The organism is Zemynaea arenosa (assembly GCF_004614185.1).
Lineage (GTDB): Bacteria > Pseudomonadota > Gammaproteobacteria > Burkholderiales > Burkholderiaceae_D > Telluria > Telluria arenosa.
The window spans coordinates 1-21,171 of record NZ_SPVF01000260.1 but is presented as its reverse complement, the minus strand read 5'-3'; the positions used below and the strand labels follow the sequence as shown (position 1 = coordinate 21,171).

The following is a 21,171-nucleotide window of genomic DNA, read 5'->3' as shown; positions in this document are numbered from 1 at the left end:
AGCTGGACCGGGGTCAGGCCCGCCAGCCATGGGCCGCCAGCCAGCAGGCCGGCGACGGTCCCGGCGCAGGGCGGCGGGGCGCTTGCGGTGATCATTGTCTCGGACTATTGTTCTCGTTATGTAGCGGGCAATGATGAACCATGGCCGCTCCGCCTCTCATATGAGAATTCCGATGTGTTCTATCTCGGCTGGCGTATGGCTGGGGAGCCTCTCGTACGTACGCCCGGCCGGTGTCCGCTTTCGGACACCGGTGCCCGGCATGGGTCAGGGCCGGGGCCTCGCTCCTGCTTTCTCTCATAGGGAAACTGGGGGTGGCACGGCGCTTGCAATGCCAGGCGCATGGACCAGCCTCTCGACCCCCGCATTCAAACCCGCCAGCGCCGCCTGCGCATGCTGGCCGCCGTCGCCATCCTCGCCACCGTCGCCGCTTCCGCCTTCGGCCTCAATCGCCTGATCCGGCCCGCCGTCAGCGCGCAGGACGTGACCATCGCGGTCATCCAGCGCGGCACGCTCGCCAACACCGTTTCCGCCAGCGGCACGGTGATTCCCGTGCATGAGGAGATGGTGACCAGCCCCGTGACCACCCGCGTGGCCAAGGTGGTGGCCAAGCCGGGCAAGGAGGTGGCGCAGGGCGAACTGCTGCTGCAGCTGGACGACAAGGACATTCGCCTCACCATCGACGGCCTGCATGAGCAGCTCGCGCAGCAGGAAAACAAGATCGCCGCGCTGACCCAGGAGCTGGAGCAGAAGCGCAAGCAGCTGGTGGCCGCCATCGAACTGCTGCAGCTGGATTTGAAGAGCGCGGAGGCCAGGTGGCAGCGCTTCCAGAAGCTGCGCAGCAGCGGTGCGGTGTCCGGCGAGGACCTGCTGACGGCGGAACTGAACGTGCAGCGCATCCAGGTGCAGCTGCGCCAGCAGCAGGAGCAGATCGAGGACAGCAAGCGTTCCACGCGCACTTCCATCGACGGGGCCCTGCTGCAGAAATCCATTCTGCAGAAGCAGCTCGCCCAGCAGGAGCGCCAGCTGGCATCGGCCCAGGTGCGCGCGCCGTTCGCGGGCGTGCTGACCTGGCTGGCGGAAGACGAGGGCGCCACCGTCAACGCGGGGCAGGTGGTCGCGCGCGTGTCCGAGACCAGCAACTTCCGCGTCGAGGCCACGCTGTCGGACTTCCACGCCCACAGCATCGCCGCGGGGCAGGCCGCCCGCATCGAACACAATGGCCAGACGTTGACCGGCAAGGTGCAGACCGTGCTGCCCGAAATCCAGAACGGCACCATGAAAGTGCTGCTCGCGCTGGACCAGCCCCACCATCCGCTCCTGCGCAACAAGCTGCGGGTGGAGGCGTGGATCGTCACCTCGGGCGCGGCGCAGACACTGGTCGCCAGCGCCGGCCCGGCCTTTAACGGGAGCGGGCGCCAGGCCGTGTGGGTCGTGGGCGAGGGCCGCGCGGTCAAGCGCGAGCTGCAGATCGGCGCCAGCGACGGCAAGAACGTGGAGATCGCGTCCGGCGCCACCGCGGGCGAGCGCCTGATCGTCTCCGACATGAGCCGCTACAAGGACCTCGACACGCTGCGTGTCACTCAATAAATCCAACCACCAAGGGATATCCGCAATGATCAAACTGAATAAGGTCAGCAAAACCTACCGCACCGACAAGGTGGAGACGCTGGCGCTGCGCGACATCGACCTCGAAATCCGCAAGTCCGAGTTCGTGGCCATCATGGGTCCGAGCGGCTGCGGCAAGAGCACCCTGCTCAATCTCATCGGCCTGCTGGACCGCCCCGGCGCCGGCAGCGTGCACGTGGACGGCCAGCCCTTGGACGGCCGCCGCGAAGGCGACCTGGCCAAGCTGCGCAACTCCACCTTCGGCTTCGTGTTCCAGAGCTTCCACCTGATCAGCGACCTGCGCGTGATCGACAACGTGGAGTTGCCCTTGCTGTACCGCGGCACGCCGGGCGCGGAACGCCGCCGCCTGGCGCAGGCCGCGCTCGAGAAGGTGGGCCTGGGCGCGCGCATGGAGCACTACCCCAACCAGCTCTCCGGCGGCCAGCAGCAGCGCGTGGCCATCGCGCGCGCCATCGTCGGCAACCCGCAGGTGCTGCTGGCGGACGAGCCGACCGGGAACCTGGATTCCAAGATGGGCGAGGAGGTGATGGACATCCTCCTCAAGCTCAATGCCGAGGGCACGACGGTGGTGATGGTGACCCACGACGAGCGCCAGGGCCGCCAGGCCGGCCGCATCGTGCGCGTGTTCGACGGCCAGCTGGTCGCCTGAGGGAGCGCGGGATGTTCCTCAACTATCTCAAGACGGCGTGGAAGGTCTTCATGCGCCGCAAGCTGTTCACGGCGATTAACCTGCTGTGCATCGTGATCACGCTGGTGGTGCTGGTGGTGGCCACCGCGCTGCTGGAATACACGTTCTTCCCGAGTGGGGTGGAAGGGCGCAGCGACCGCTTCGTGCAGATCTATACGCTGACCACCAGGCCGCAGGACGGCGTGGGCCGCATGCGCAGCCCCCTCGGCGCCAAATTGGTCGATCATTACCTGCGGCCGCTGAAGACGGCGGAGGTGGTGGCCATGGCCAGCGGGCCGCGCGACGTCTCGGTGTACCAGGACGGCCAGGTGAGCAAGCTGCAGCTGCGCCGCGTGGACGCCAACTACTGGAAGATCATGGATTTCCGGCTGCTGGCAGGGCGCCTGCCAAACGCGGACGACGACCAGCAAGGCCGGTTTGTCGCGGTCCTCAACCAGACCACCGCGCGCCGCCTGTTCGGCAGCGCGCCCGCTGTCGGCCAGCCGCTCAACGCGGGCGGCCAGGCCTTCAAGGTGATCGGCGTGGTGGAAGACGCCATGCACCTGAACGCGTGGAGCGATATCTGGGTACCCGTGACGACCATGCCCTCGACCGCCTACCGCAGCGAGATGTCGGGCGAATTCTTCGCCCTGCTGATGGCCCCCAGCCCGGCCGGCGTCGCGGCCCTGCAGGCGGATATCGCGCGCGTGGCGCGCACCGTGCAGTTCGATGATCCGGTCAAGCATGCGCAGGCCTGGTTCTGGGGCGACTCGAAGCTGGACGTGATCGCCCGCATGGTGACGCAAAGCGACCAGACCGAGGATTCCGGCGCCGCCATCCTGCTGTCCGTGCTGGGCATCGCCATGCTGCTGTTCATGCTGCTCCCGGCCCTGAACCTGGTCAACCTGAATGCGGGCCGCATCATGGAACGCAGCGGGGAAATCGGCGTGCGCAAGGCCTTCGGCGCGACCAATGCGCAGCTGGTGGGCCAGTTCATCTTCGAGAACGTGTTTCTCTGCCTGCTCGGCGGCCTGCTGGCGCTCGGCCTGGCCCAGCTGGTTCTCATGTGGATCAATGCCTCGCAGCTGATTCCGTATCTGTCGATCGGCATCAACCTGCCGGTGTTTGGTGCCGGCCTGCTGATCGCGGCCATCTTCGGCACGCTGTCGGGTGCCATCCCGGCCTGGAAAATGTCGCGCATGGACCCGGTGGTCGCGCTGAAAGGAGTCGCTTGATGTTTGCGCATCTGTTGAAACTTGTCTGGAAGCGCAAGACGCGCAACCTGATGCTGACGCTGGAAATCCTGCTGGCCTTCCTGATGGTGTTTGCCATCGCCGCCGCCGCAGTGCGCTTCACGCAGCTGTACCGCATGCCGCTGGGGATGGAGTACGAGAACGTGTGGGCCGTGAACGTGCAGGGCAGCGGCGGGGAACAGAAGATCGCGGGGGCTCTCGGCATCGATGAACTGGAGCGCGCGGTGCGTGGCATGCCGCAGGTGCAGGCAGTCGGGTTCATGAGCTTTTCGCCATTCACCTTCTCGTCGATGACCGACGACATTGGCCATGCCGATGGCAGCGGGTTGGTGGGCACCGAAAGCATCTACGTGACCGACGAGACGCCCAAGGTGCTTGGCCTGCGCGTGACCGAGGGACGCTGGTTTTCGCGTGCCGATGAAGGTCTCGCTACCCCGGCTGTCATCAACCGCCGCCTGGCCGACGCGCTGTTCCCGGGCCGCTCGGCCCTCGGCCAGCGCCTGAGCTCCGGCGGCAAGAAGCCGGTCTACTACACCGTGACCGGCGTCATGGAAGACATGCGCACGCGCGGGAATTTCATGGCCCCGTCCAATTACATGGTCACGCGTTTTGCGCCGGGTGGACCGGACGACCTGCGCACGCTGGTGGTGCGGCTGGCGCCGGGGACCCCGCGCGCGTTCGAACAGCAGCTGGTGGCGCGCCTGCGCCAGATGCGGCCCAACTACGGCTTCACCGTCACGCCCTTGACCGAGGAACGCGACAGCATGCTGCGCAGCGTGACCATTCCTCTCACCGTGGCCAGCGTGATCGCCGCCTTCCTGCTGGTGATGGTGGGCGTGGGTTTGTTCGGGGTCCTGTGGCAGAACACCACGCTGCGCATCCCGGAGATCGGCCTGCGGCGCGCCGTTGGCGCCAGCCCGGGCGCGGTGTACAGCCAGATCGTGTGGGAGCAGCTGCTCCTCAGCAGCCTGGCGCTGGTCACGGGGCTGGTGCTGCTCGCGCAACTGCCGCTGACGGGAGCACTGGGGGATTCTCTCAACTGGTCCGTGTTTGCTGCGGCCGGGGTGCTGTCGGCCGGGGTGATCTATCTGATATCCTTGCTGTGCGCGCTCTACCCCGGCTGGCGCGCGAGCCGCCTGAGCCCCACCGAAGCCCTGCATTACGAATGACCGCGCTGTGACCGATTCCTCCCGCAAGCCCCGCATCCTGGTCGTCGATGACGACGCCGCCGTCCAGGCCTCGCTGGTCCTGCTGCTCAAGCAGGCCGGATACGACGCCCGCGCCTGCGACGACGCGGCCCAAGCCCTCGCCATGCTGGCCAGCGCACCGTTCGACCTGGTGATCCAGGACATGAACTTCTCGCTGGCGACCAGCGGCGACGAAGGACTCGATCTGCTGGGCCGCATCAAGGCCGCGCAGCCTGCGCTGCCGGTGCTGCTGATGACGGCCTGGGGTTCGATCGCACTCGCGGTGCGCGGCATGAAAGCGCAAGCGGCGAATTTCTTCACCAAGCCGTGGGACAACGCGCAGCTGCTGGAACTGGTGCGGGTGACTTTGCAAAGCGCGGCCGGCGGTGCGGCGGGCGAATCGCGCCGCCAGCTCGACGCGCGTTTTGACTTCTCTAACATCGTGGGCGAACATCCGCGGCTGCTGGCGGTGTTGTCCACCATCGGCCAGGTCGCCGCCACCAAAGCTCCGGTGCTGATCCTCGGCGAGAGCGGGACCGGCAAGGAGATGGTGGCGGACGCCATCCACCGCAACAGCACGCGCGCGGATGAGACCATCGTCAAGATCAACATGGGCGCGATTCCGCCCTCGCTATTCGAGAGCGAGATGTTCGGCCATGTGCGCGGCGCCTTCACGGATGCGAAGGCGGACCGCATCGGCCACGTCGCCAGTGCGCACCGCGGCACCCTGTTCCTGGACGAGATCGGGGAGCTGCACCGGCCCGACCAGGTCAAGCTGCTGCGCGTGCTGCAGGACCAGTCGTACCGGCCCGTGGGCGCGAGCGCTGCGCAACAGGCGGACGTGCGCGTGATCTCGGCCACCAACCGCGAGCTGGCCGAGCTGGTGGCCACCGGCGACTTCCGCGAAGACCTGTTTTACCGGCTGAACCTCATCACCATCCGCCTGCCGTCATTGCGCGAGCGGCGCAGCGACATTCCGCTGCTGGTGCGGCACATCGCGGACCGGGTGGCGGCCGATTATGGCCTGGGCGAGATCGGCGTGACCGACCAGGCGCTGGACTGGCTTTCGGCCCAGCCGTGGCCGGGCAATGTGCGCCAACTGCGGCAGGCCGTGGAGCGCACCATTCTCCTTTCGGGCAAGCAGGAACTCGGGCTGGGGGATTTCATCGCGGCGGCCAGCCACGAACCGGCCAGCGCGTCCGGCCTGGGCGTGGACGGCATGACGCTGGAGCAGGTGGAGCGCCTGATGATCGAGAAGGCGCTGGAGCAGCACCACGGGAACATCTCGCGCGTGGCGCGGGCGCTGGGGCTCTCGCGCACCGCGCTGTACCGGCGCCTGGAGCGGCACGGACTGGCGGGCCATGTGCCGGCCGGCGAGGCTGAATGAGGCTCGGGCTGCGCGGGCGGCTGCTGGGGTATCTGGCCACGCTGCATCTGGTGCTGCTGGGGTTCTCGGTGGCGCTGCTCATCGGCACGCCGATTCTGTTCGTGATGGTGGAGGCGGGTCTGGTCGCGAGCTTCGTGGTCGGATTGCGGCTGGTCCGGCGCGGCCTGGAGCCGCTCGGCTACACTCAGCGTTTCCATGAACTGCTGCAGGACCAGGACTATGCGGCGCGCCTGCAGCACGGCGCGTCGGCGGAACTCAATGGCCTGGTCGATACCTTCAACGCCATGCTGCACAAGCTGCACGCGGAGCGGTTGCGCATCGGCGAGCAGCAGGGATTCCTGGACCGGCTACTGGAGGCCACGCCGAGCGCGGTCGTGGTGTTCGACTTCGATGGCCGCATCTCGCTGATGAATGCGAGCGCCCACGGCATGCTGGAACTGGCGGGGCAGGGCGGCCGCACGCTGGCGGAGCTGGGCGTGGCCCATCCGCTGGCGGCGCAGCTGGACGCGGTGCCGTCCGGCGAGGCGCGCATGCTGACGGATGCGGGCGGACGGCGCCTGCGGGCGCAGCGTGGCCAGTTCTTCGACCGCGGCTTCCGGCGCGACTTCCTGCTGGTGGAGGAGCTTACCGCGGAGCTGGAGGAATCCGAGCGCGCCACCTACGAAAAGCTGATCCGCGTACTGGCCCATGAGGTCAATAACACGGTGGCGGCCACCGGGTCCGTGTTCGACTCGCTGCTGTTCTACAGCGCGCAGTTGCGGGACGAGGACCGGTCCGATTTCACCACGGCGGTGGATGCGGTCAAGCGGCGCAATGCCAGTCTCGGGGAATTCATCGAGCGCTTCACGCGGGTGGTCAAGATGCCCGCGCCGGAATTGCGGCCCGTGTCGCTGGCCGCGCTGGTGGACGACATCGCATGGCTGTACCGCGAACCCTGCCGCGCGCGCGGCATCGAGCTCGATTGGTCGGGCCGCACGGATGTTGGCGAATGGCCGCTGGACCGCCAGCTGATGGAGCAAGCCTTGGTGAATGTGCTGAAGAACGCGATGGAGGCGGTGGGCAGCGCTGGCCTGATTCGCCTGGAGCTGGCGCGCGAGCCCGATGGGGCGCGCCTGTCCGTGATCGACTCCGGCAACGGCCTCGCGGGCGTCGAAGTGCACCGCCTGTTCGAACCCTTCTTCACGACGAAAAAGAGCGGCCAGGGCATCGGCCTGCTGCTGGTCCGCGAAGTCCTGCTGCGCCACGGCCTCCGCTACCGCCTCGCCCCTACCGGCAGTGGCGAAACCCGCTTCGACATCTGGTTCACCAGAAACTAGCGCAGGGGTCAGGCCCCGGTTCATCCCAGGGGGCCTGACCCCGGTCCAGAGGCACTTAGCCGACAGAAGGCGAGAGGATGTTGAGGAAGGCGCGGACGACCGGGGCGTCGTCGAGGGCGGGGTAGGCGATGTATAAATTGGCTGAGGGAGCGTTGCTGCGGATCGGGACGAAGACCACCCCAGGCCAGCCGACCCGGCCCGTGGTCTCGGGCACCAGCGTCACGCCGAGGCCCGCGCCGACCATGGCCAGCAGCGTTTGCGGCTCGTTGGCCTCCTGGTACACACGCGGCTCGAAACCGGCCGCCACGCAGCATTGCAGCAGGTAGCGCGGGAACGCGGACTTGTCCAGGGCCAGCGTGAGGAAGGGCTCCTCGGCGAGGTCGGTCAGGTCGATATGCGCACGCGCGGCCAGCGGATGCCGCTCGTTCACCGCGACGCACACATTCTCGCGGAAGCATAGCTCCTGCCGCAGGTTGTCGTGCTTCAGTTCATCCGCATCCATCTTCGGCTCGCGCCAGAACCCTACATCGATCTGCTTCGCGCGCAAGGCTTCGTACTGCGCCGTCGGCCCCAGCTCGTGCAAGGTCCAGGTCACGCGCGGGAACTTGGTCTGGAACTCTTCCAGCATGCGCGGGATCGGCCCCCACATCGCCGAACCGACGATCCCCACGCGCAGGCGGCCCACTTCACCCCGGTCGATCTGCCGGATCGTATCGATGGTCATGCGCAGCCGTGCCAGCAGGTCCGCTGCCTCGCCCATCAAAGCCTTGCCCGCGACCGTGAGCTCGAACGTGCGCGTGGTGCGCGCAAACAGGCGCACGCCCAGTTCCGCCTCCAGCTTCATGATCTGTTGCGACAGGGGCGGCTGCGAAATGTGCAGGCGCTCGGCCGCGCGGCTGAAGCTTTTCTCCTCGGCCACGGCGAGGAAGTACTTGAGCTGCTTGATATCGATGGACATAGGGGAACAGCGGTCGGCAGCCGCTTATGCGTGTGGATAGGCGATATCGATGGACATGGGCGGCGCGCGGTCGGTGCTGGTCAGGCGTGGTGCATGGCGACGGCCAGTTGCGCACCCACCATGGCGTTGTGCTTGACCAGCGCGATGTTGGTGGCCAGGCTGCGCCCAGCCGTCAATTCCTTGATCCGGCCCAGCAGGAAGGGCGTGACCGCCTTGCCCGTAACGCTCTGCTGCGCCGCTTCATTCAGCGCCTGTGCGGTCATGCGGTCGATCTCCTCGCGCGGCATCGCCGCTTCCGCCGGCACGGGATTGGATACCACCACGCCGCCTTTCAGACCGAGCGACCACTTGGTGCGGATGAACGCGGCCTGCTCTTCTGCCGTATCAAGCTGGAAGTCGGCATTGAAACCGCTCTCGCGCGTGAAGAATGCCGGGAAGCCGCGCTGTCCCACGCTCACCACGGGCACGCCATGGGTCTCCAGGTATTCCAGCGTCAGGCCGATGTCGAGGATGGACTTCACGCCTGCGCACACCACGGCCACGCTGGTCTGCGCCAGTTCCTGCAGGTCGGCCGAGATGTCGAAGCTGGTCTCGGCGCCGCGGTGTACGCCGCCGATACCTCCGGTGACGAACACCTGGATATCGGCCATCTGCGCGCAGATCATGGTCGCGGCCACGGTGGTCGCGCCCAGCAAACTCTTGGACAGCACGTAGGCCATGTCGCGGCGGCTGACTTTCATCGCGTCCGGTGCGGTGCCCAGCAGCTCCAACTGCTCATCGGACAAACCGATGCAGATCTTCCCGCCGATGAGGGCAATCGTGGCCGGCACCGCACCCGCAGAGCGGATGATCTGCTCGACCTCGCGCGCCATCTGCACGTTCTGCGGATACGGCATGCCGTGCGAGATGATGGTCGATTCCAGCGCCACGATTGGCTTGCCCGCTGCGCGCGCGGCCGCCACTTCGGGCGAGAACAAAAGGTGATGGTGCATGATGATCAGTCCTGGTACAGCGGATTAAGAGGAGGAAGAGGAGACCCGAAATTGTGGATCTCATCGAGGCTGTCCGTGGCCAGCCACGGGCAGACCGTCTCTTCGCATTCGAGCGTCATGGCCGACAGCTGCAGGCCGCGGCGGCAGGCGAGGTTGAGGTCATCGCTGCCCTGGTACAGCGACCAGCACACCGCGGCGGCAAACGCATCGCCCGCGCCAGTCACGTCGACGACCTTCACTTCGCGCGCCGCCAGCTTCTCGATGCGCCCGTCCGGCGTGGTGTGGATCACGCCCGTGCTGCCGCGCGTGACGATCAGGTCGCGCGCGCCCTGGCCCTGCACTTCGCGGCAGGCGGCCAGCATGTCGGCATCGTTCGCGATCTTGCGGCCCACGCGCACTTCGAGCTCGCCCTGGTTGAGGATCAGCAGGCGCAGGCCGGTGAGGTCCGCGGGCAGCCGTTCCATCTTCGGTTCGGACACCGCCACCAGCACCATCGGCACCGCGTAGCGCTGCGCATCGTCGAGCAGGGCGCGGATGGTGTCGCGCGGCAGGTTCAAGTCCGCCACCGTGAGCGCTGCGGCGGCGCGCTGCGGCTGGCGGCTCACCACGAATTCCGGGGTGATCTGGTCGTACAATGCCATGTCGGCCAGGGCCAGCATCATTTCGCCATGATCGTCCAGGACGGCCGTGTAAGTGCCGCTGCAGCTGCCCGCCACGCGCAGGGTGCCGCGCGTGTCGATGCCGAGCGACGCCGCATGCTCCAGCAACGCCTTGCCTGAGGAATCGGTGCCGATCGCCGTGATCAGCGCGACCGGGGCACCCAGGCGGGCCAGGTTCTCGGCGATGTTGCGGGCGACGCCGCCGAACGATTCGTCCTGCCGCGCCGGATTGGAGGTGCCCTTGACGAGGGTGGCGATGGAACGCAGCTTGCGGTCCAGGTTGGCCGCGCCGATGCACATGATGGGCCGGTTGTCCGGCAGCACGTAGGCGCGCCCGAGCAGGCGCCGTTCGCGGATCAGGCCGGCGATATAGCCGGCCACGGCCGAGCGCGACAGCCGCAGCTGCACGGCGAGGTCTTGCTGGGAGATGAACGGGTTGGCTTTGATCAGCTCGTAAAGCTGGTCTTTTTTGGACAGTTCGGTCACGATGGGCGATACCCGTTATGGACAATTGTTTGTGATGCTAAACATTTGTCATATTGATGTCAATCAAGAAATGCGACCATGTGTCATTTATAGCAGATTGCTATAAATTGGCAAGAAAAACGGTATTTGCCTTTCATAATCGCCGTCGTGCATAGTTATAATATTCAATTCCGCCAAGCGGACCCATCCGCGGTCCCACGCTCACCCTATAAAAATCATTCGAACGAGGAATTCCATGTCCACGAACACCCCCTTTGAAGCCGCCGATATCATCAAGGCGCGTGCCCCCGGCTTCGCGCCGCGCGTGGCGCTGATCCTGGGCTCCGGCCTGGGCGTGCTGGCCGAGCAGATGGCGGACGCCGTCACCATCGGCTTCGACGAGCTGCCCGGCTTCCCGATCAGCACTGTGCATGGCCACGCTGGCCAGCTGGTCCTGGGGACGCTGGCGGGGGTGCCGGTGGCGTGCATGAAGGGCCGCGGCCACTTCTACGAAGGCTATGGCATGGGCGTGATGACCAGCGCGATCCGCACCCTGAAGCTGATCGGCTGCGAACTGCTGTTCGTGACCAATGCCGCCGGCTCGCTGCGCAACGAAGTGGATGCAGGCTCGCTGGTCGCGATCTCGGACCATATCAACTTCCTGCCGGGCACCCCGATGATCGGCCCGAACGACGACCGTTTCGGCCCGCGCTTCTTCAGCATGGCCAACGCCTACGACAAGGAGACGCGCGAGTTCATCAAGACCATCGCGGCAGAGCAGGACATCACGCTGCACGAAGGTGTGTTCATCGCCTACGCAGGTCCGAACTTTGAAACCGCCGCTGAAATCCGCGCCTTCAAGACGCTCGGTGCGGACACCGTCGGCATGTCCGTGGTGCCGGAAGTCGTCTCCGCGCGCCACTGCGGCCTGAAGGTCACGGGCGTCTCCGTGATCACCAACCTGGCCGAGGGCATGTCCCCGTTCCCACTGTCGCACGAGCAGACGCTCAAGTACGCGGCGGTGGGCGCGGAGTCGCTGGTGAAACTGATCCTCGCCTTCCTCGAGCGCTACTCCGCCAAGGCCTAATTCAAGGAACCAAAGGAGACTCTCATGTCCCGCGCATTCATCCTCCTGCTCGATTCGTTCGGCCTGGGCGAACTGCCCGACGCCGCGAAGTACGGCGACGCAGGCGCCGACACCTTCGGCCACATCGCGCAATGGGCCGCGCAGCAGGGCAAGCCGATGGCGCTGCCCAATCTCGAGAAGCTGGGCCTCGCGGCGGCCGCGCACATCGCCACCGGCAAGTGGGCCGACGGCTTCGCAAAGCGCGACGGCTTCACCGGTGCCTACGGCGTGGCGCGCGAAACCTCCACCGGCAAGGACACCCAGTCCGGCCACTGGGAGATCGCGGGCGTGCCCGTGACCTTCGACTGGGGCTACTTCCCCAAGACCGTGCCATCGTTCCCGGTCGAACTCACCGACGAACTGCAGAAGCGCTCCGGCGTACCCGGCTTCCTCGGCAACTGCCACGCCTCCGGCACGGAGATCATCAACCTGCATGGCGACGAGCATGTCGCCACCGGCAAGCCGATTCTCTACACCTCGGCCGACTCGGTGCTGCAGATCGCCGCGCACGAGGAGCACTTCGGCCTCGAGAAGCTGTATGCGCTGTGCGAGATCGCGTATGAACTGGTCAAGCCCTACAACATCGGCCGCGTGATCGCGCGCCCGTTCGTGGGCGCCAACGGTAACTACAAGCGCACCTCGAACCGCCACGACTATGCCGTGCCGCCGCCCAGCCCCACGCTGCTGGACCACGTGAAGAACGCGGGCGGCGAGGTGATCGCCCTCGGCAAGATTAGCGACATCTTCGCCGCGCAAGGCGTGACGAAGCTGGTCAAGGGCCCGGACAACATGGCCCTGTTCGACCGCTTGCTGGAAGCGGCGGATACCGCGCCGGACAAGTCGCTGACCTTCGTGAACTTCGTCGACTTCGACATGATGTTCGGCCATCGGCGCGACCTGCCGGGCTACTCCAACGCGCTGCACGAGCTGGATGCGCGCCTGCCGGACTTCATCGCGAAGATGAAAGAGGGCGACATCGCGGTGATTACCGCGGACCACGGCTGCGACCCGAGCTGGACGGGCTCGGACCACACCCGCGAACATATTCCGATGCTGTTCTTCGGCCCGGGCATCGCGCCACGCGCGCTGCCGGTCTCCAGCACCTTCTCCGATATCGGCGCGACCCTGGCCAAGCACCTGGGCGTCCAACCTCTTTCCCACGGAACCCCCGTCCTATGAGCTTCCCTTCCGAATTCAAACGCAACGAGGCCCAGGGCCTCGACCTGGGCTGGGTCAACCAGCTGAAGGTCAACCGCAATGCCGCCGACCGCCGCGCCGCCTCGCTGGGCGCACGCCGCACGGTCAAGAAGGAGTATCAGGCCGCGTGGCTGATCCGCGCCCTGCAGTGCATCGACCTGACCACGCTGGCCGGCGACGACACGCCGGGCCGCGTCGAGCGCCTGTGCATGAAGGCCCTGCGTCCGCTGCGTTCGGACCTGGTGCAGGCTCTTGGCATCGAACCCGTGACCACGGGTGCGGTCTGCGTGTACCACGAGATGATCGCCCCGGCCGCGCAGATCATCAACGGCCGCATCCCCATCGCCGCGGTGTCGACCGCGTTCCCGGCGGGCCTGTCCAGCCATGAGACCAAGGTCCGTGAGATCGAGCTGTCCGTGGCTGCCGGCGCCACCGAGATCGACATCGTCATCACCCGCAAGCACGTCCTCACCGGGAACTGGCAGGCGCTGTACGACGAGATGCTGGACTACCGCAAGGCCTGCGGCGAAGCGCACGTCAAGGCGATCCTCGCCACCGGCGACCTGCTCACGCTCGAAAACGTGGCCAAGGCCTCGTGGGTGTGCATGATGGCGGGCGCGGACTTCATCAAGACCTCCACCGGCAAGGAAGGCGTCAACGCGACCATCCCGGTCTCGCTGACCATGGTCCGCGCGATCCGCGAATACCACGAGCAGACGGGCTTCCAGGTCGGCTTCAAGCCGGCCGGCGGGGTCGCCACGTCCAAGTCCGCGCTGCAGTACCTGACGCTGATGAAAGAGGAACTGGGGAACGAGTGGCTGCAGCCGCACCTGTTCCGCATCGGTGCTTCCAGCCTGCTGACCGACATTGAACGCCAGCTCGAACACTACATCACCGGCAGCTACTCGGCGGCTCACCGCCACGCGCAGCCCTAAGCCGCACAGTCAGGAATCGTCATGCCCACTATTCAAGAGATCCTCCAAAACATGGACTACGGCCCAGCACCCGAAAGCACGAAGGAAGCCAACGCGTGGCTGGACCAGCATGAGCGCCGCTTCGGCCTGTTCATCGATAACGCCTGGACGGGTGCCGGTGCCGAGACCTTCGCCACCAACAATCCGGCCAACGGCAAGGAGCTGGCGCAGATCACGCAAGCGACGACCGATGACGTGAACCGCGCCGTCGACGCCGCGCGCCGCGCGCAGCCGGGCTGGGTCGCCCTCGGCGGCCATGGTCGCGCCAAGATCCTGTACGCGCTGGCCCGCCTGCTGCAAAAGCATTCGCGCCTGTTCGCGGTGCTGGAAACGCTCGACAACGGCAAGACCATCCGCGAGACGCGCGATGCCGACCTGCCGCTGGCCGCGCGCCACTTCTACCACCACGCCGGCTGGGCGCAGCTGCAGTCCGAAGAATTCGCGGACTACCGCGCCGTCGGCGTGGTCGGCCAGATCGTGCCGTGGAACTTCCCGCTGCTGATGCTCGCGTGGAAAATCGCGCCGGCCCTCGCCGCCGGGAACACCATCGTCTTCAAGCCCGCCGAATTCACGCCGCTGACCGCGCTGCTGTTCGCGGAGATCTGCCAGCAGGCGGGCGTGCCGGCCGGTGTGGTCAACATCGTCACCGGCGATGGCCGCACGGGCGAGGCGATCGTCAACCACCCGGGCATCGACAAGCTGGCCTTCACCGGCTCGACGGAAGTGGGCCGCATCATCCGCAAGGCCACTGCGGGCACGGGCAAGAAGCTGTCGCTGGAACTGGGCGGCAAGTCGCCGTTCATCGTGTTCGAAGATGCGGACCTCGACGCGGCCGTCGAAGGCCTGGTCGATTCGATCTGGTTCAACCAGGGCCAGGTCTGCTGCGCGGGCTCGCGCCTGCTGGTGCAGGAATCGGTCGAAGAGCGCTTCCTGGCCAAGCTGAAGGCACGCATGGACAACCTGCGCCTCGGCTCCCCGCTGGACAAGTCGATGGACGTGGGCGCGCTGGTCGACCCGGTCCAGCACCAGCGCATCACGGGTCTGGTGCAGTCGGCGCTGGCCGAAGGCTGCACGGTGTATCAACCGGCCTGCGAACTGCCGGCTGACGGCTCGTGGTATCCGCCGACCCTGATCATGGGCGCCTCCACCTCCGCCGGTGTGGCGCAGACCGAGATCTTCGGCCCGGTGCTGGTGGCGATGAGCTTCCGCACTCCGGTGGAAGCGGTGCAGCTGGCGAACAACACGGTGTATGGCCTGGCGGCCTGCGTGTGGAGCGAGTCCATCTCGCTGGCGCTGGACGTGGCGCCGCAGATCAAGGCCGGCGTGGTGTGGATCAACACCGCCAACCAGTTCGACGCAGCCTGCGGCTTCGGCGGCTACAAGGAATCCGGCTACGGCCGCGAAGGCGGCCGCGAAGGCATGCTCGAATACATGACGCACCTGTCGGAAGACGCGCGTCCCGCCGCACCGGTCATCGAGACGGGCAAGGCCAGGATCAAGGCGTCCGACGAGGGCAACCCGTTCGCCATCGACCGCACCGCGAAGCTCTACATCGGCGGCAAGCAGGCCCGCCCTGACGGCGCCTACTCGCGCGCCATCAACGGCGCCGGCGGCCAGTTCCTCGCCGACGTGGGCGAGGGCAACCGCAAGGACATCCGCAACGCCGTGGAAGCGGCGCACAAGGCCACCGGCTGGTCCAAGGCGTCCGCGCACAATCGCGCGCAGGTGCTGTACTACATCGCCGAGAACCTGGCCGCCCGGGCCGACGAATTCGCGGCCCGCATCGGCGCGATGACCGGTGCCAAGAATCCGGAGCGCGAAGTGCAGGCCTCCATCGACCGCTTGTTCACCTGGGCGGCATGGGCCGACAAGTACGACGGCCTGGCGCACCAGCCGCCGATGCACGGCATCACCGTGGCGCTGAACGAGCCGGTGGGCGTGGTGGGCATCATCTGCCCGAACGAGGCGCCGCTGCTGGGCTTCATCTCGCTGGTCGCGCCGGCGCTGGCGGTGGGCAACCGCGTGGTCGCGGTGCCGTCAGAAGCCTATCCGCTGTCCGCCACCGACCTGTACCAGGTGCTGGATACCTCCGACCTGCCGGGTGGTGCGCTCAACATCGTCACCGGTTCGGCGGACGAACTGGCGCGCACCCTGGCCTCGCACTACGACGTGGACGCCGTGTGGCGCCACGACGGCAAGGCGGAAGGCTGCGCGGAAGTGGAGCGCCTGTCGGCTGAATCGCTCAAGCGCACCTGGACCAGCGGCGGCAAAGGGCGCGACTGGTACGACAACAAGCAGGCCGCCGGCCGCGCGGTGCTGTACCACGCGACCCAGGTGAAGAACGTGTGGATTCCATACGGCGTCTGAATCCCCCGCTCCGCCTGCGGGCGGAGCAAACATAACTACAAAGCCATGGCATTCCTCCCACAAGAAATCATCCGCAAGAAGCGCGATGGACAGCCGCTGACGGCCGAAGAGATCCAGTTCTTCGTCCGCGGCATCACGGATAACTCGGTCAGCGAAGGGCAGATCGCCGCGCTGGCGATGGCCGTCTACTTCAACGACATGAGCATGGACGAGCGCGTCGCCTTCACCCTGGCGATGCGCGACAGCGGCCAGGTCATGGAGTGGAAGTCGCTCAACCTGCCGGGCCCCGTGGTCGACAAGCACTCCACCGGCGGCGTGGGCGACGTGGTCTCGCTGATGCTCGGCCCGATGATCGCGGCCACCGGCGGCTTCGTGCCGATGATCTCGGGCCGTGGCCTCGGCCACACCGGCGGTACGCTCGATAAATTCGATTCGATCCCGGGCTACTGCACGGTGCCGGACCCGGAGCTGTTCCGCAAGGTGGTGAAAGAGGTGGGTGTGGCCATCATCGGCCAGACCGCGCAGCTGGCACCGTCGGACAAGCGCTTCTACAGCATTCGCGACGTGACGGCAACGGTGGAATCGGTGGCCATGATCACCGGTTCGATCCTGTCCAAGAAGCTGTCCGCAGGCCTCGATGCCCTCGTGATGGACGTGAAGGTCGGCACCGGCGCCTTCATGCCGACTTATGAGAAATCGGTGGAGCTGGCGCAGTCCATCGTCACCGTCGGCAACGGCGCGGGCACCCGCACGTCGGCGCTGCTGACGGAGATGAACGAGTCGCTCGGTCCCGTGGCCGGCAACGCGCTGGAAGTGCGCCTGGCGCTGGACTACCTGACCGGTGCCTCGCGCCCGGCGCGCCTGCACGAGGTCACGATGGCGCTGTGCGCCGAGATGCTGGTGCTGTCCGGTGTCGAGAGCACGCACGACGCGGCGCGCGCCAAGCTGCAGGCCGCGCTGGATTCCGGCGAAGCCGCGCAGCGTTTCGCGCGCATGGTGTCCGCCCTTGGCGGCCCGGCCGACCTGCTGGAAAACCGCGACAAGTACCTGGAGCAGGCGCCCATCGTGGTCCCGGTGCCGGCACCGAGTGCAGGCTACGTGTCGCAAGTCGACACACGTGGCCTCGGCCTGTCGGTGGTCAGCCTCGGTGGTGGCCGCCGCCGCCCGACCGATACGATCGACTTCGCCGTCGGCCTCACCGGCCTCGTGGAACTCGGCGACCGCATTGAAGCCGGCCAGCCACTGGCCATGGTCCACGCCCGCACCCAGCAGGCCGCCGAGCAGGCGGTACGCGAAGTGCAGGCTGCGTATGCGCTGGGCGAGTCCAAGCCCGCGCCGAACCCCATCATCTACAAGACCATCCGCCCATGACCACCAAGTACACCAAGCTGGTCGACGAGGCCCGCGCCGCGCGCGAACTGGCCTATGTGCCGTACTCGCACTTCAAGGTCGGCGCGGCGCTGGAGTGCAAGGACGGCCGCATCTTCCGCGGCTGTAATGTGGAGAACGCGAGCTATGGCCTGTGCAACTGCGCCGAGCGCACCGCCTTCTTCAGCGCCATCGCGCATGGCTACAAGCCGGGCGACTTCACCGCGCTGGCCGTGATCGGCGACACCGACGGTCCCATCGCCCCCTGCGGCGCGTGCCGCCAGGTGACCCTGGAACTGGGCGGGAACGAGCTGCCGGTGGTTCTCTCCAACCTAAAGGGCGACACGCTGGAGACCACCGCGGCCGCCCAGCTCCCCAACGCCTTCGGCGGCTGGGACCTGAAGAAGTAAACACGGCGTCAACGGAGCGACGCAGCCGCACAACGCTTCTTTGCTGAACTGGAAAGCTTTCGGGCTGGGCCGCGCTGTCGGGCTGTACGCTGAAATCGCGCTGTCATATCCTTGTGGGAAAGTATGCTCTTCTTCAGGAGAATTGAATGTTGAACGGACTCACGATCAGGCTGCGTCTGATTGTCGTGCTGGGCCTGCTGTCCGCCATGCTCGTGGTCGGCGCAGTGGTCGGTCTCACCGCGCTCAGCCGCGCCAATGCGTCGATGGAGACGATGTACAAGGACCGGCTGGTCGCGCTGGCGCAGCTGCATGACGTGGTGGTCGGTCTGAACCAGTCGCAGCTGAACCTGGCCGAAGCCGTGATCAGCAATGCCGAAGTCGCCACCAAGATGACCGACACGGTGCAGGAAGACACCAAGAAGCTGAGGGCCGCGCTGGAACAGTACAAGGCGACCAAGCTGACCCCGCGCGAGGCCGAACTGGCCAAGGACTTCGAAGCGCGCTTCGCCACCTACCTGTCCCAGGCCCAGGCGCCCATGATCGAGCATCTGCGCGCAGGCATGATCTCCGACGCGGGCACCACGCTGCACGAGCAGGTGGTGCCGCTGTTCGCGCCCATCCGCAAGGACATGGCGGACCTGGTCAAGCTGCAGCTGGACGTCTCGCAGGATGCGTACACCGGCTCGCGTACCGAATACCATTTCGTGTTCGTGAGCTGCATCGTGGCGCTTCTCGGCGGTCTTGCGATCGCCGGCTTCATGGGCGTGCTGCTGGTGCGCGCCATCGTGCGCCCGCTGAACTATGCGGTGAAGGTGTCCGAAGCGATCGCCGGGGGCAACCTGACCCACACCATCAACACTGAGAGCAACGACGAGATGGGCCGCCTGATGACGGCCCTGCGCGCGATGCAGGATTCGCTGTCCGGCATCGTCTCCAAGGTGCGCGGCGGGACCGATCTGATCGCGACGGCATCGCAGGAAATCGCGAGCGGGAACATGGACCTGTCGGCGCGCACCGAGAGCCAGGCGTCCTCGCTGGAAGAGACGGCGTCCTCGATGGAGGAGCTGACGTCCACCGTGCGCCAGAACGCGGACAACGCCAGGCAGGCCAACACGCTGGCCCAGGCGGCCTCCGAACTGGCGGGCCGTGGCGGCGTGGTGGTGGCGGACGTGGTGACGACCATGGAGTCGATCAATACCTCGTCCAACAAGATCGTGGACATCATCTCCGTCATCGACGGCATCGCCTTCCAGACCAATATCCTGGCGCTGAATGCGGCCGTGGAAGCGGCGCGCGCGGGCGAGCAGGGACGCGGCTTTGCCGTGGTGGCCTCCGAAGTGCGCAACCTGGCGCAGCGCTCGGCGGCGGCGGCCAAGGAAATCAAGACCCTGATCGACGACTCGGTCGGCAAGGTGGAAAACGGCACCCGCCTGGTGGGCGAGGCCGGGTCCACGATGAAGCAGATCGTGGACGGCATCCAGCGCGTGGCGGACATCATGGGCGAGATCTCGTCGGCCAGCGGCGAGCAGACTTCCGGCATCGAACAGGTGAAGGAAGCGATCGAGCAGATGGATACCGCGACCCAGCAGAATGCTTCGCTGGTCGAGGAAGCGGCTGCGGCGGCGGCGTCGATGCAGGAGCAGGCGGCGGAACTGGCGCGCCTGGTCGGCATCTTCCAGGTCAACGCAACCCCTGCGGTCCAGGCGCCCGTGCGGCGGCCGGCGCTGGCCCTGCGCCGCGAACGGCTCGCAGCCTGAAGGCTGGGGCGCGCCAGCCGGCATCCGGGCCCCGGCGCGCCGGGGCGTCAAGCGCCTTGGCGCCTCAACGGCTCAACACCTCAGCGCTTCAGCGCTTGAGGTGTAGCCGGTCGATGATCTTGTTACCCAGGTTGGTTCCCATCTGCTCGGAGCGCGCCTTGTTCTGCGCCTCGATCTGAGCCTTCTGCTGCGGCGTAAGCTGAGCCTCGCGGCAAGCTGCAGAAAACTTCCCGTTCAACAGGCAGCGCGTCCCCAGCGCCATCCGGTCCCAGTCGGAGCGGCTGCTCAGGTAGAAAGCCAGCAGGTCCGGCCACGCCCGCGGCGGCTCGCCCAAGGCCCGGTACTGCTCTTCCAAATAAGCTTTCGCCAGTTGCTGCTGCTTCTCCGGCGGGATCAGGGTCGCGGCCAGGTACAGCGCCGCCCATGCCTTTTCCGGCCAGTCCCGGTTGCGCAGCAGCGCGCCAATCCGGTCATCCGCCGAAAAGCCGGTACGCCGCATCACCTCCTGCAGCTGGAGCACCATCGATCCATCGCCCAGCGTGGCGCCGGAGCTGGCCTGCTGCGCCAGTTCCAGGGCCAGCCGGGGCTGGCCACGGCGCAGGGCCTCGTCGATCCGCAGTGTCAGCGCGTAATGAGCCAGGACTTCCGCCGTTTGCGGATCAGCCAGAGCAGCATGCCAGGGCGCGCTGCGGGGTTGCGGCCGGGGACGCGGCAGCAGCGGCAGCACCTGCGCCGTCAGGCTGGCTTCGCGCGTGGCGGCGTCGGCGTGCGTGGCGGCGCTGCCATCGACGCTTGGGGCGCTGGCCGCTTCGCGCTGCTCGATGGTCGCCAGCCGTTCGAGGAAGGTTTTGAACCCGGCCGCGTACGAGTAATTCAGCTTGAGCAGGAGCGTGGCGCCAACGCGGTCCGCTTCCTCTTCCACGCTGCGCTGCCAGCGCGGCAGGATCGATGCGTGGGTCAGGGAGTTCGCCGCGCCGACGCTGTCGAATCCGGTCCAGGTGGCACCGCCCGACGGCAGGCGTCCGGTGGCGAGCATGGTCAGCTGCCCAAGGGTGCGCGCCGCTTCCGCCACGCCATGGGCGTCATACGCGGCCTGGTGGTTCAGGTAGACGTGCGCGAATTCATGCGCCAGTACCGCCACCACCTCGTCCTCGGTCTGGGCCGAACGGATCACCCCCATATTCAGATAGATGTTCCCGGCCGCCGAGGAGTGTGCGTTGAGTGTGGTGTCGGCGGTGATGTAGACCTGGCCGGGCCAGTCCGGCACCCCGGCCGCGGTCTTGAGCGCACCGAGCAGGCCATTCAGGTAGGCCTGCAGGTGCGGCATCAGCACCAGTCCATTGCCGTACACGCGGTTGTCGTTGACATCGGCGGACAGGTCCGCCCAGGTGCGCGTCAGTGCTGGGGGCAGGATGCCGACGGCGGCCGGGTCCGCGCCGGACGCGGCCGCGGACAACAGCGC

At 66.9% G+C, this 21,171-nt stretch carries 17 protein-coding genes; 13 read left to right on the top strand and 4 right to left on the bottom strand.

What is annotated here, in order from left to right:
- Positions 1-339 precede the first annotated feature (339 nt).
- The 6 genes from E4L96_RS21515 to E4L96_RS21490 are packed head-to-tail and all read left to right on the top strand — an operon-like array spanning position 340 to position 7,436.
- Positions 340-1,587 carry an efflux RND transporter periplasmic adaptor subunit gene (locus E4L96_RS21515; protein WP_135209271.1) on the top strand — a complete coding sequence of 416 codons (1,248 nt, stop codon included), beginning with the start codon at positions 340-342 and terminating at the stop codon, positions 1,585-1,587.
- A gap of 25 nt (positions 1,588-1,612) precedes the next feature.
- Entirely contained in the window at positions 1,613-2,275 is a 663-nt protein-coding gene (locus E4L96_RS21510; protein WP_135209270.1) for an ABC transporter ATP-binding protein, read from the top strand.
- Positions 2,276-2,286: 11 nt separating this feature from the next.
- Entirely contained in the window at positions 2,287-3,528 is a 1,242-nt protein-coding gene (locus E4L96_RS21505) for an ABC transporter permease (protein WP_135209269.1), read from the top strand.
- Positions 3,528-4,715, top strand: a complete 1,188-nt coding sequence (locus E4L96_RS21500; protein WP_135209268.1) for an ABC transporter permease — start codon at positions 3,528-3,530, stop codon at positions 4,713-4,715. Before E4L96_RS21505 ends, E4L96_RS21500 begins: the two co-directional genes overlap by 1 nt.
- 7 nt (positions 4,716-4,722) lie before the next feature.
- Positions 4,723-6,120 (top strand): sigma-54-dependent transcriptional regulator, encoded by a 1,398-nt coding sequence (locus tag E4L96_RS21495; protein WP_135209267.1) that lies wholly within the window; start codon positions 4,723-4,725, stop codon positions 6,118-6,120.
- Positions 6,117-7,436 (top strand): sensor histidine kinase, encoded by a 1,320-nt coding sequence (locus E4L96_RS21490; protein ID WP_135209266.1) that lies wholly within the window; start codon positions 6,117-6,119, stop codon positions 7,434-7,436. The genes E4L96_RS21495 and E4L96_RS21490 overlap by 4 nt, the downstream gene beginning before the upstream one ends.
- 55 nt (positions 7,437-7,491) lie before the next feature.
- On the opposite strand, the gene E4L96_RS21485 is transcribed toward E4L96_RS21490, so the two are convergent.
- The 3 genes from E4L96_RS21485 to E4L96_RS21475 form a co-directional block, all read right to left on the bottom strand.
- Positions 7,492-8,394 (bottom strand): LysR family transcriptional regulator, encoded by a 903-nt coding sequence (locus E4L96_RS21485; RefSeq protein WP_135209265.1) that lies wholly within the window; start codon positions 8,392-8,394, stop codon positions 7,492-7,494.
- Between the two features lie 80 nt (positions 8,395-8,474).
- Positions 8,475-9,386, bottom strand: coding sequence for a pseudouridine-5'-phosphate glycosidase (locus E4L96_RS21480; RefSeq protein WP_135209264.1), 912 nt, complete (start codon positions 9,384-9,386; stop codon positions 8,475-8,477).
- Positions 9,387-9,391: 5 nt separating this feature from the next.
- The gene (locus tag E4L96_RS21475; RefSeq protein WP_135209263.1) at positions 9,392-10,531 is read right to left on the bottom strand and encodes a carbohydrate kinase family protein; all 1,140 of its coding nucleotides are present in this window, start codon (positions 10,529-10,531) and stop codon (positions 9,392-9,394) included.
- Between the two features lie 235 nt (positions 10,532-10,766).
- Between E4L96_RS21475 and xapA the strand changes: the two genes are divergently transcribed.
- The 7 genes from xapA (at position 10,767) to E4L96_RS21440 (ending at position 19,709) form a co-directional block, all read left to right on the top strand.
- Positions 10,767-11,597: a xanthosine phosphorylase gene (gene xapA / locus E4L96_RS21470; protein ID WP_135209262.1), complete on the top strand. Its 831-nt coding sequence runs from the start codon at positions 10,767-10,769 to the stop codon at positions 11,595-11,597.
- Positions 11,598-11,621: 24 nt separating this feature from the next.
- On the top strand, positions 11,622-12,815 hold the full coding sequence (locus tag E4L96_RS21465) for a phosphopentomutase (RefSeq protein WP_135209261.1): 1,194 nt from the start codon (positions 11,622-11,624) through the stop codon (positions 12,813-12,815).
- Complete coding sequence (gene deoC, locus E4L96_RS21460; RefSeq protein ID WP_135209260.1) at positions 12,812-13,768, top strand: deoxyribose-phosphate aldolase; 957 nt, start codon at positions 12,812-12,814, stop codon at positions 13,766-13,768. The genes E4L96_RS21465 and deoC overlap by 4 nt, the downstream gene beginning before the upstream one ends.
- 21 nt (positions 13,769-13,789) lie before the next feature.
- Positions 13,790-16,174, top strand: coding sequence for an aldehyde dehydrogenase family protein (locus E4L96_RS21455; protein ID WP_370660758.1), 2,385 nt, complete (start codon positions 13,790-13,792; stop codon positions 16,172-16,174).
- A 45-nt stretch (positions 16,175-16,219) separates the two neighbouring features.
- Entirely contained in the window at positions 16,220-17,545 is a 1,326-nt protein-coding gene (deoA, locus tag E4L96_RS21450) for a thymidine phosphorylase (protein WP_135209259.1), read from the top strand.
- Positions 17,542-17,952: a cytidine deaminase gene (locus E4L96_RS21445; RefSeq protein ID WP_135209258.1), complete on the top strand. Its 411-nt coding sequence runs from the start codon at positions 17,542-17,544 to the stop codon at positions 17,950-17,952. Before deoA ends, E4L96_RS21445 begins: the two co-directional genes overlap by 4 nt.
- Before the next feature lie 146 nt (positions 17,953-18,098).
- Positions 18,099-19,709, top strand: a complete 1,611-nt coding sequence (locus tag E4L96_RS21440; protein ID WP_135209257.1) for a methyl-accepting chemotaxis protein — start codon at positions 18,099-18,101, stop codon at positions 19,707-19,709.
- Positions 19,710-19,797: 88 nt separating this feature from the next.
- Here E4L96_RS21440 and E4L96_RS21435 read toward each other — a convergent pair.
- On the bottom strand, positions 19,798-21,171 hold a 1,374-nt coding region (locus tag E4L96_RS21435; protein ID WP_135209256.1), incomplete at its 5' end, for a M48 family metallopeptidase.

Excerpts from the sequence above, each read along its gene's own strand:
- E4L96_RS21515 (WP_135209271.1), top strand. The coding sequence starts at position 340 with ATGGACCAGCCTCTCGACCCCCGCATTCAAACCCGCCAGCGCCGCCTG.
- E4L96_RS21510 (WP_135209270.1), top strand. The coding sequence starts at position 1,613 with ATGATCAAACTGAATAAGGTCAGCAAAACCTACCGCACCGACAAGGTG.
- E4L96_RS21505 (WP_135209269.1), top strand. The coding sequence starts at position 2,287 with ATGTTCCTCAACTATCTCAAGACGGCGTGGAAGGTCTTCATGCGCCGC.
- E4L96_RS21500 (WP_135209268.1), top strand. The coding sequence starts at position 3,528 with ATGTTTGCGCATCTGTTGAAACTTGTCTGGAAGCGCAAGACGCGCAAC.
- E4L96_RS21490 (WP_135209266.1), top strand. The coding sequence starts at position 6,117 with ATGAGGCTCGGGCTGCGCGGGCGGCTGCTGGGGTATCTGGCCACGCTG.
- E4L96_RS21485 (WP_135209265.1), bottom strand. The coding sequence starts at position 8,394 with ATGTCCATCGATATCAAGCAGCTCAAGTACTTCCTCGCCGTGGCCGAG.
- E4L96_RS21480 (WP_135209264.1), bottom strand. The coding sequence starts at position 9,386 with ATGCACCATCACCTTTTGTTCTCGCCCGAAGTGGCGGCCGCGCGCGCA.
- xapA (WP_135209262.1), top strand. The coding sequence starts at position 10,767 with ATGTCCACGAACACCCCCTTTGAAGCCGCCGATATCATCAAGGCGCGT.
- E4L96_RS21465 (WP_135209261.1), top strand. The coding sequence starts at position 11,622 with ATGTCCCGCGCATTCATCCTCCTGCTCGATTCGTTCGGCCTGGGCGAA.
- deoC (WP_135209260.1), top strand. The coding sequence starts at position 12,812 with ATGAGCTTCCCTTCCGAATTCAAACGCAACGAGGCCCAGGGCCTCGAC.
- E4L96_RS21455 (WP_370660758.1), top strand. The coding sequence starts at position 13,790 with ATGCCCACTATTCAAGAGATCCTCCAAAACATGGACTACGGCCCAGCA.
- deoA (WP_135209259.1), top strand. The coding sequence starts at position 16,220 with ATGGCATTCCTCCCACAAGAAATCATCCGCAAGAAGCGCGATGGACAG.
- E4L96_RS21445 (WP_135209258.1), top strand. The coding sequence starts at position 17,542 with ATGACCACCAAGTACACCAAGCTGGTCGACGAGGCCCGCGCCGCGCGC.
- E4L96_RS21440 (WP_135209257.1), top strand. The coding sequence starts at position 18,099 with ATGTTGAACGGACTCACGATCAGGCTGCGTCTGATTGTCGTGCTGGGC.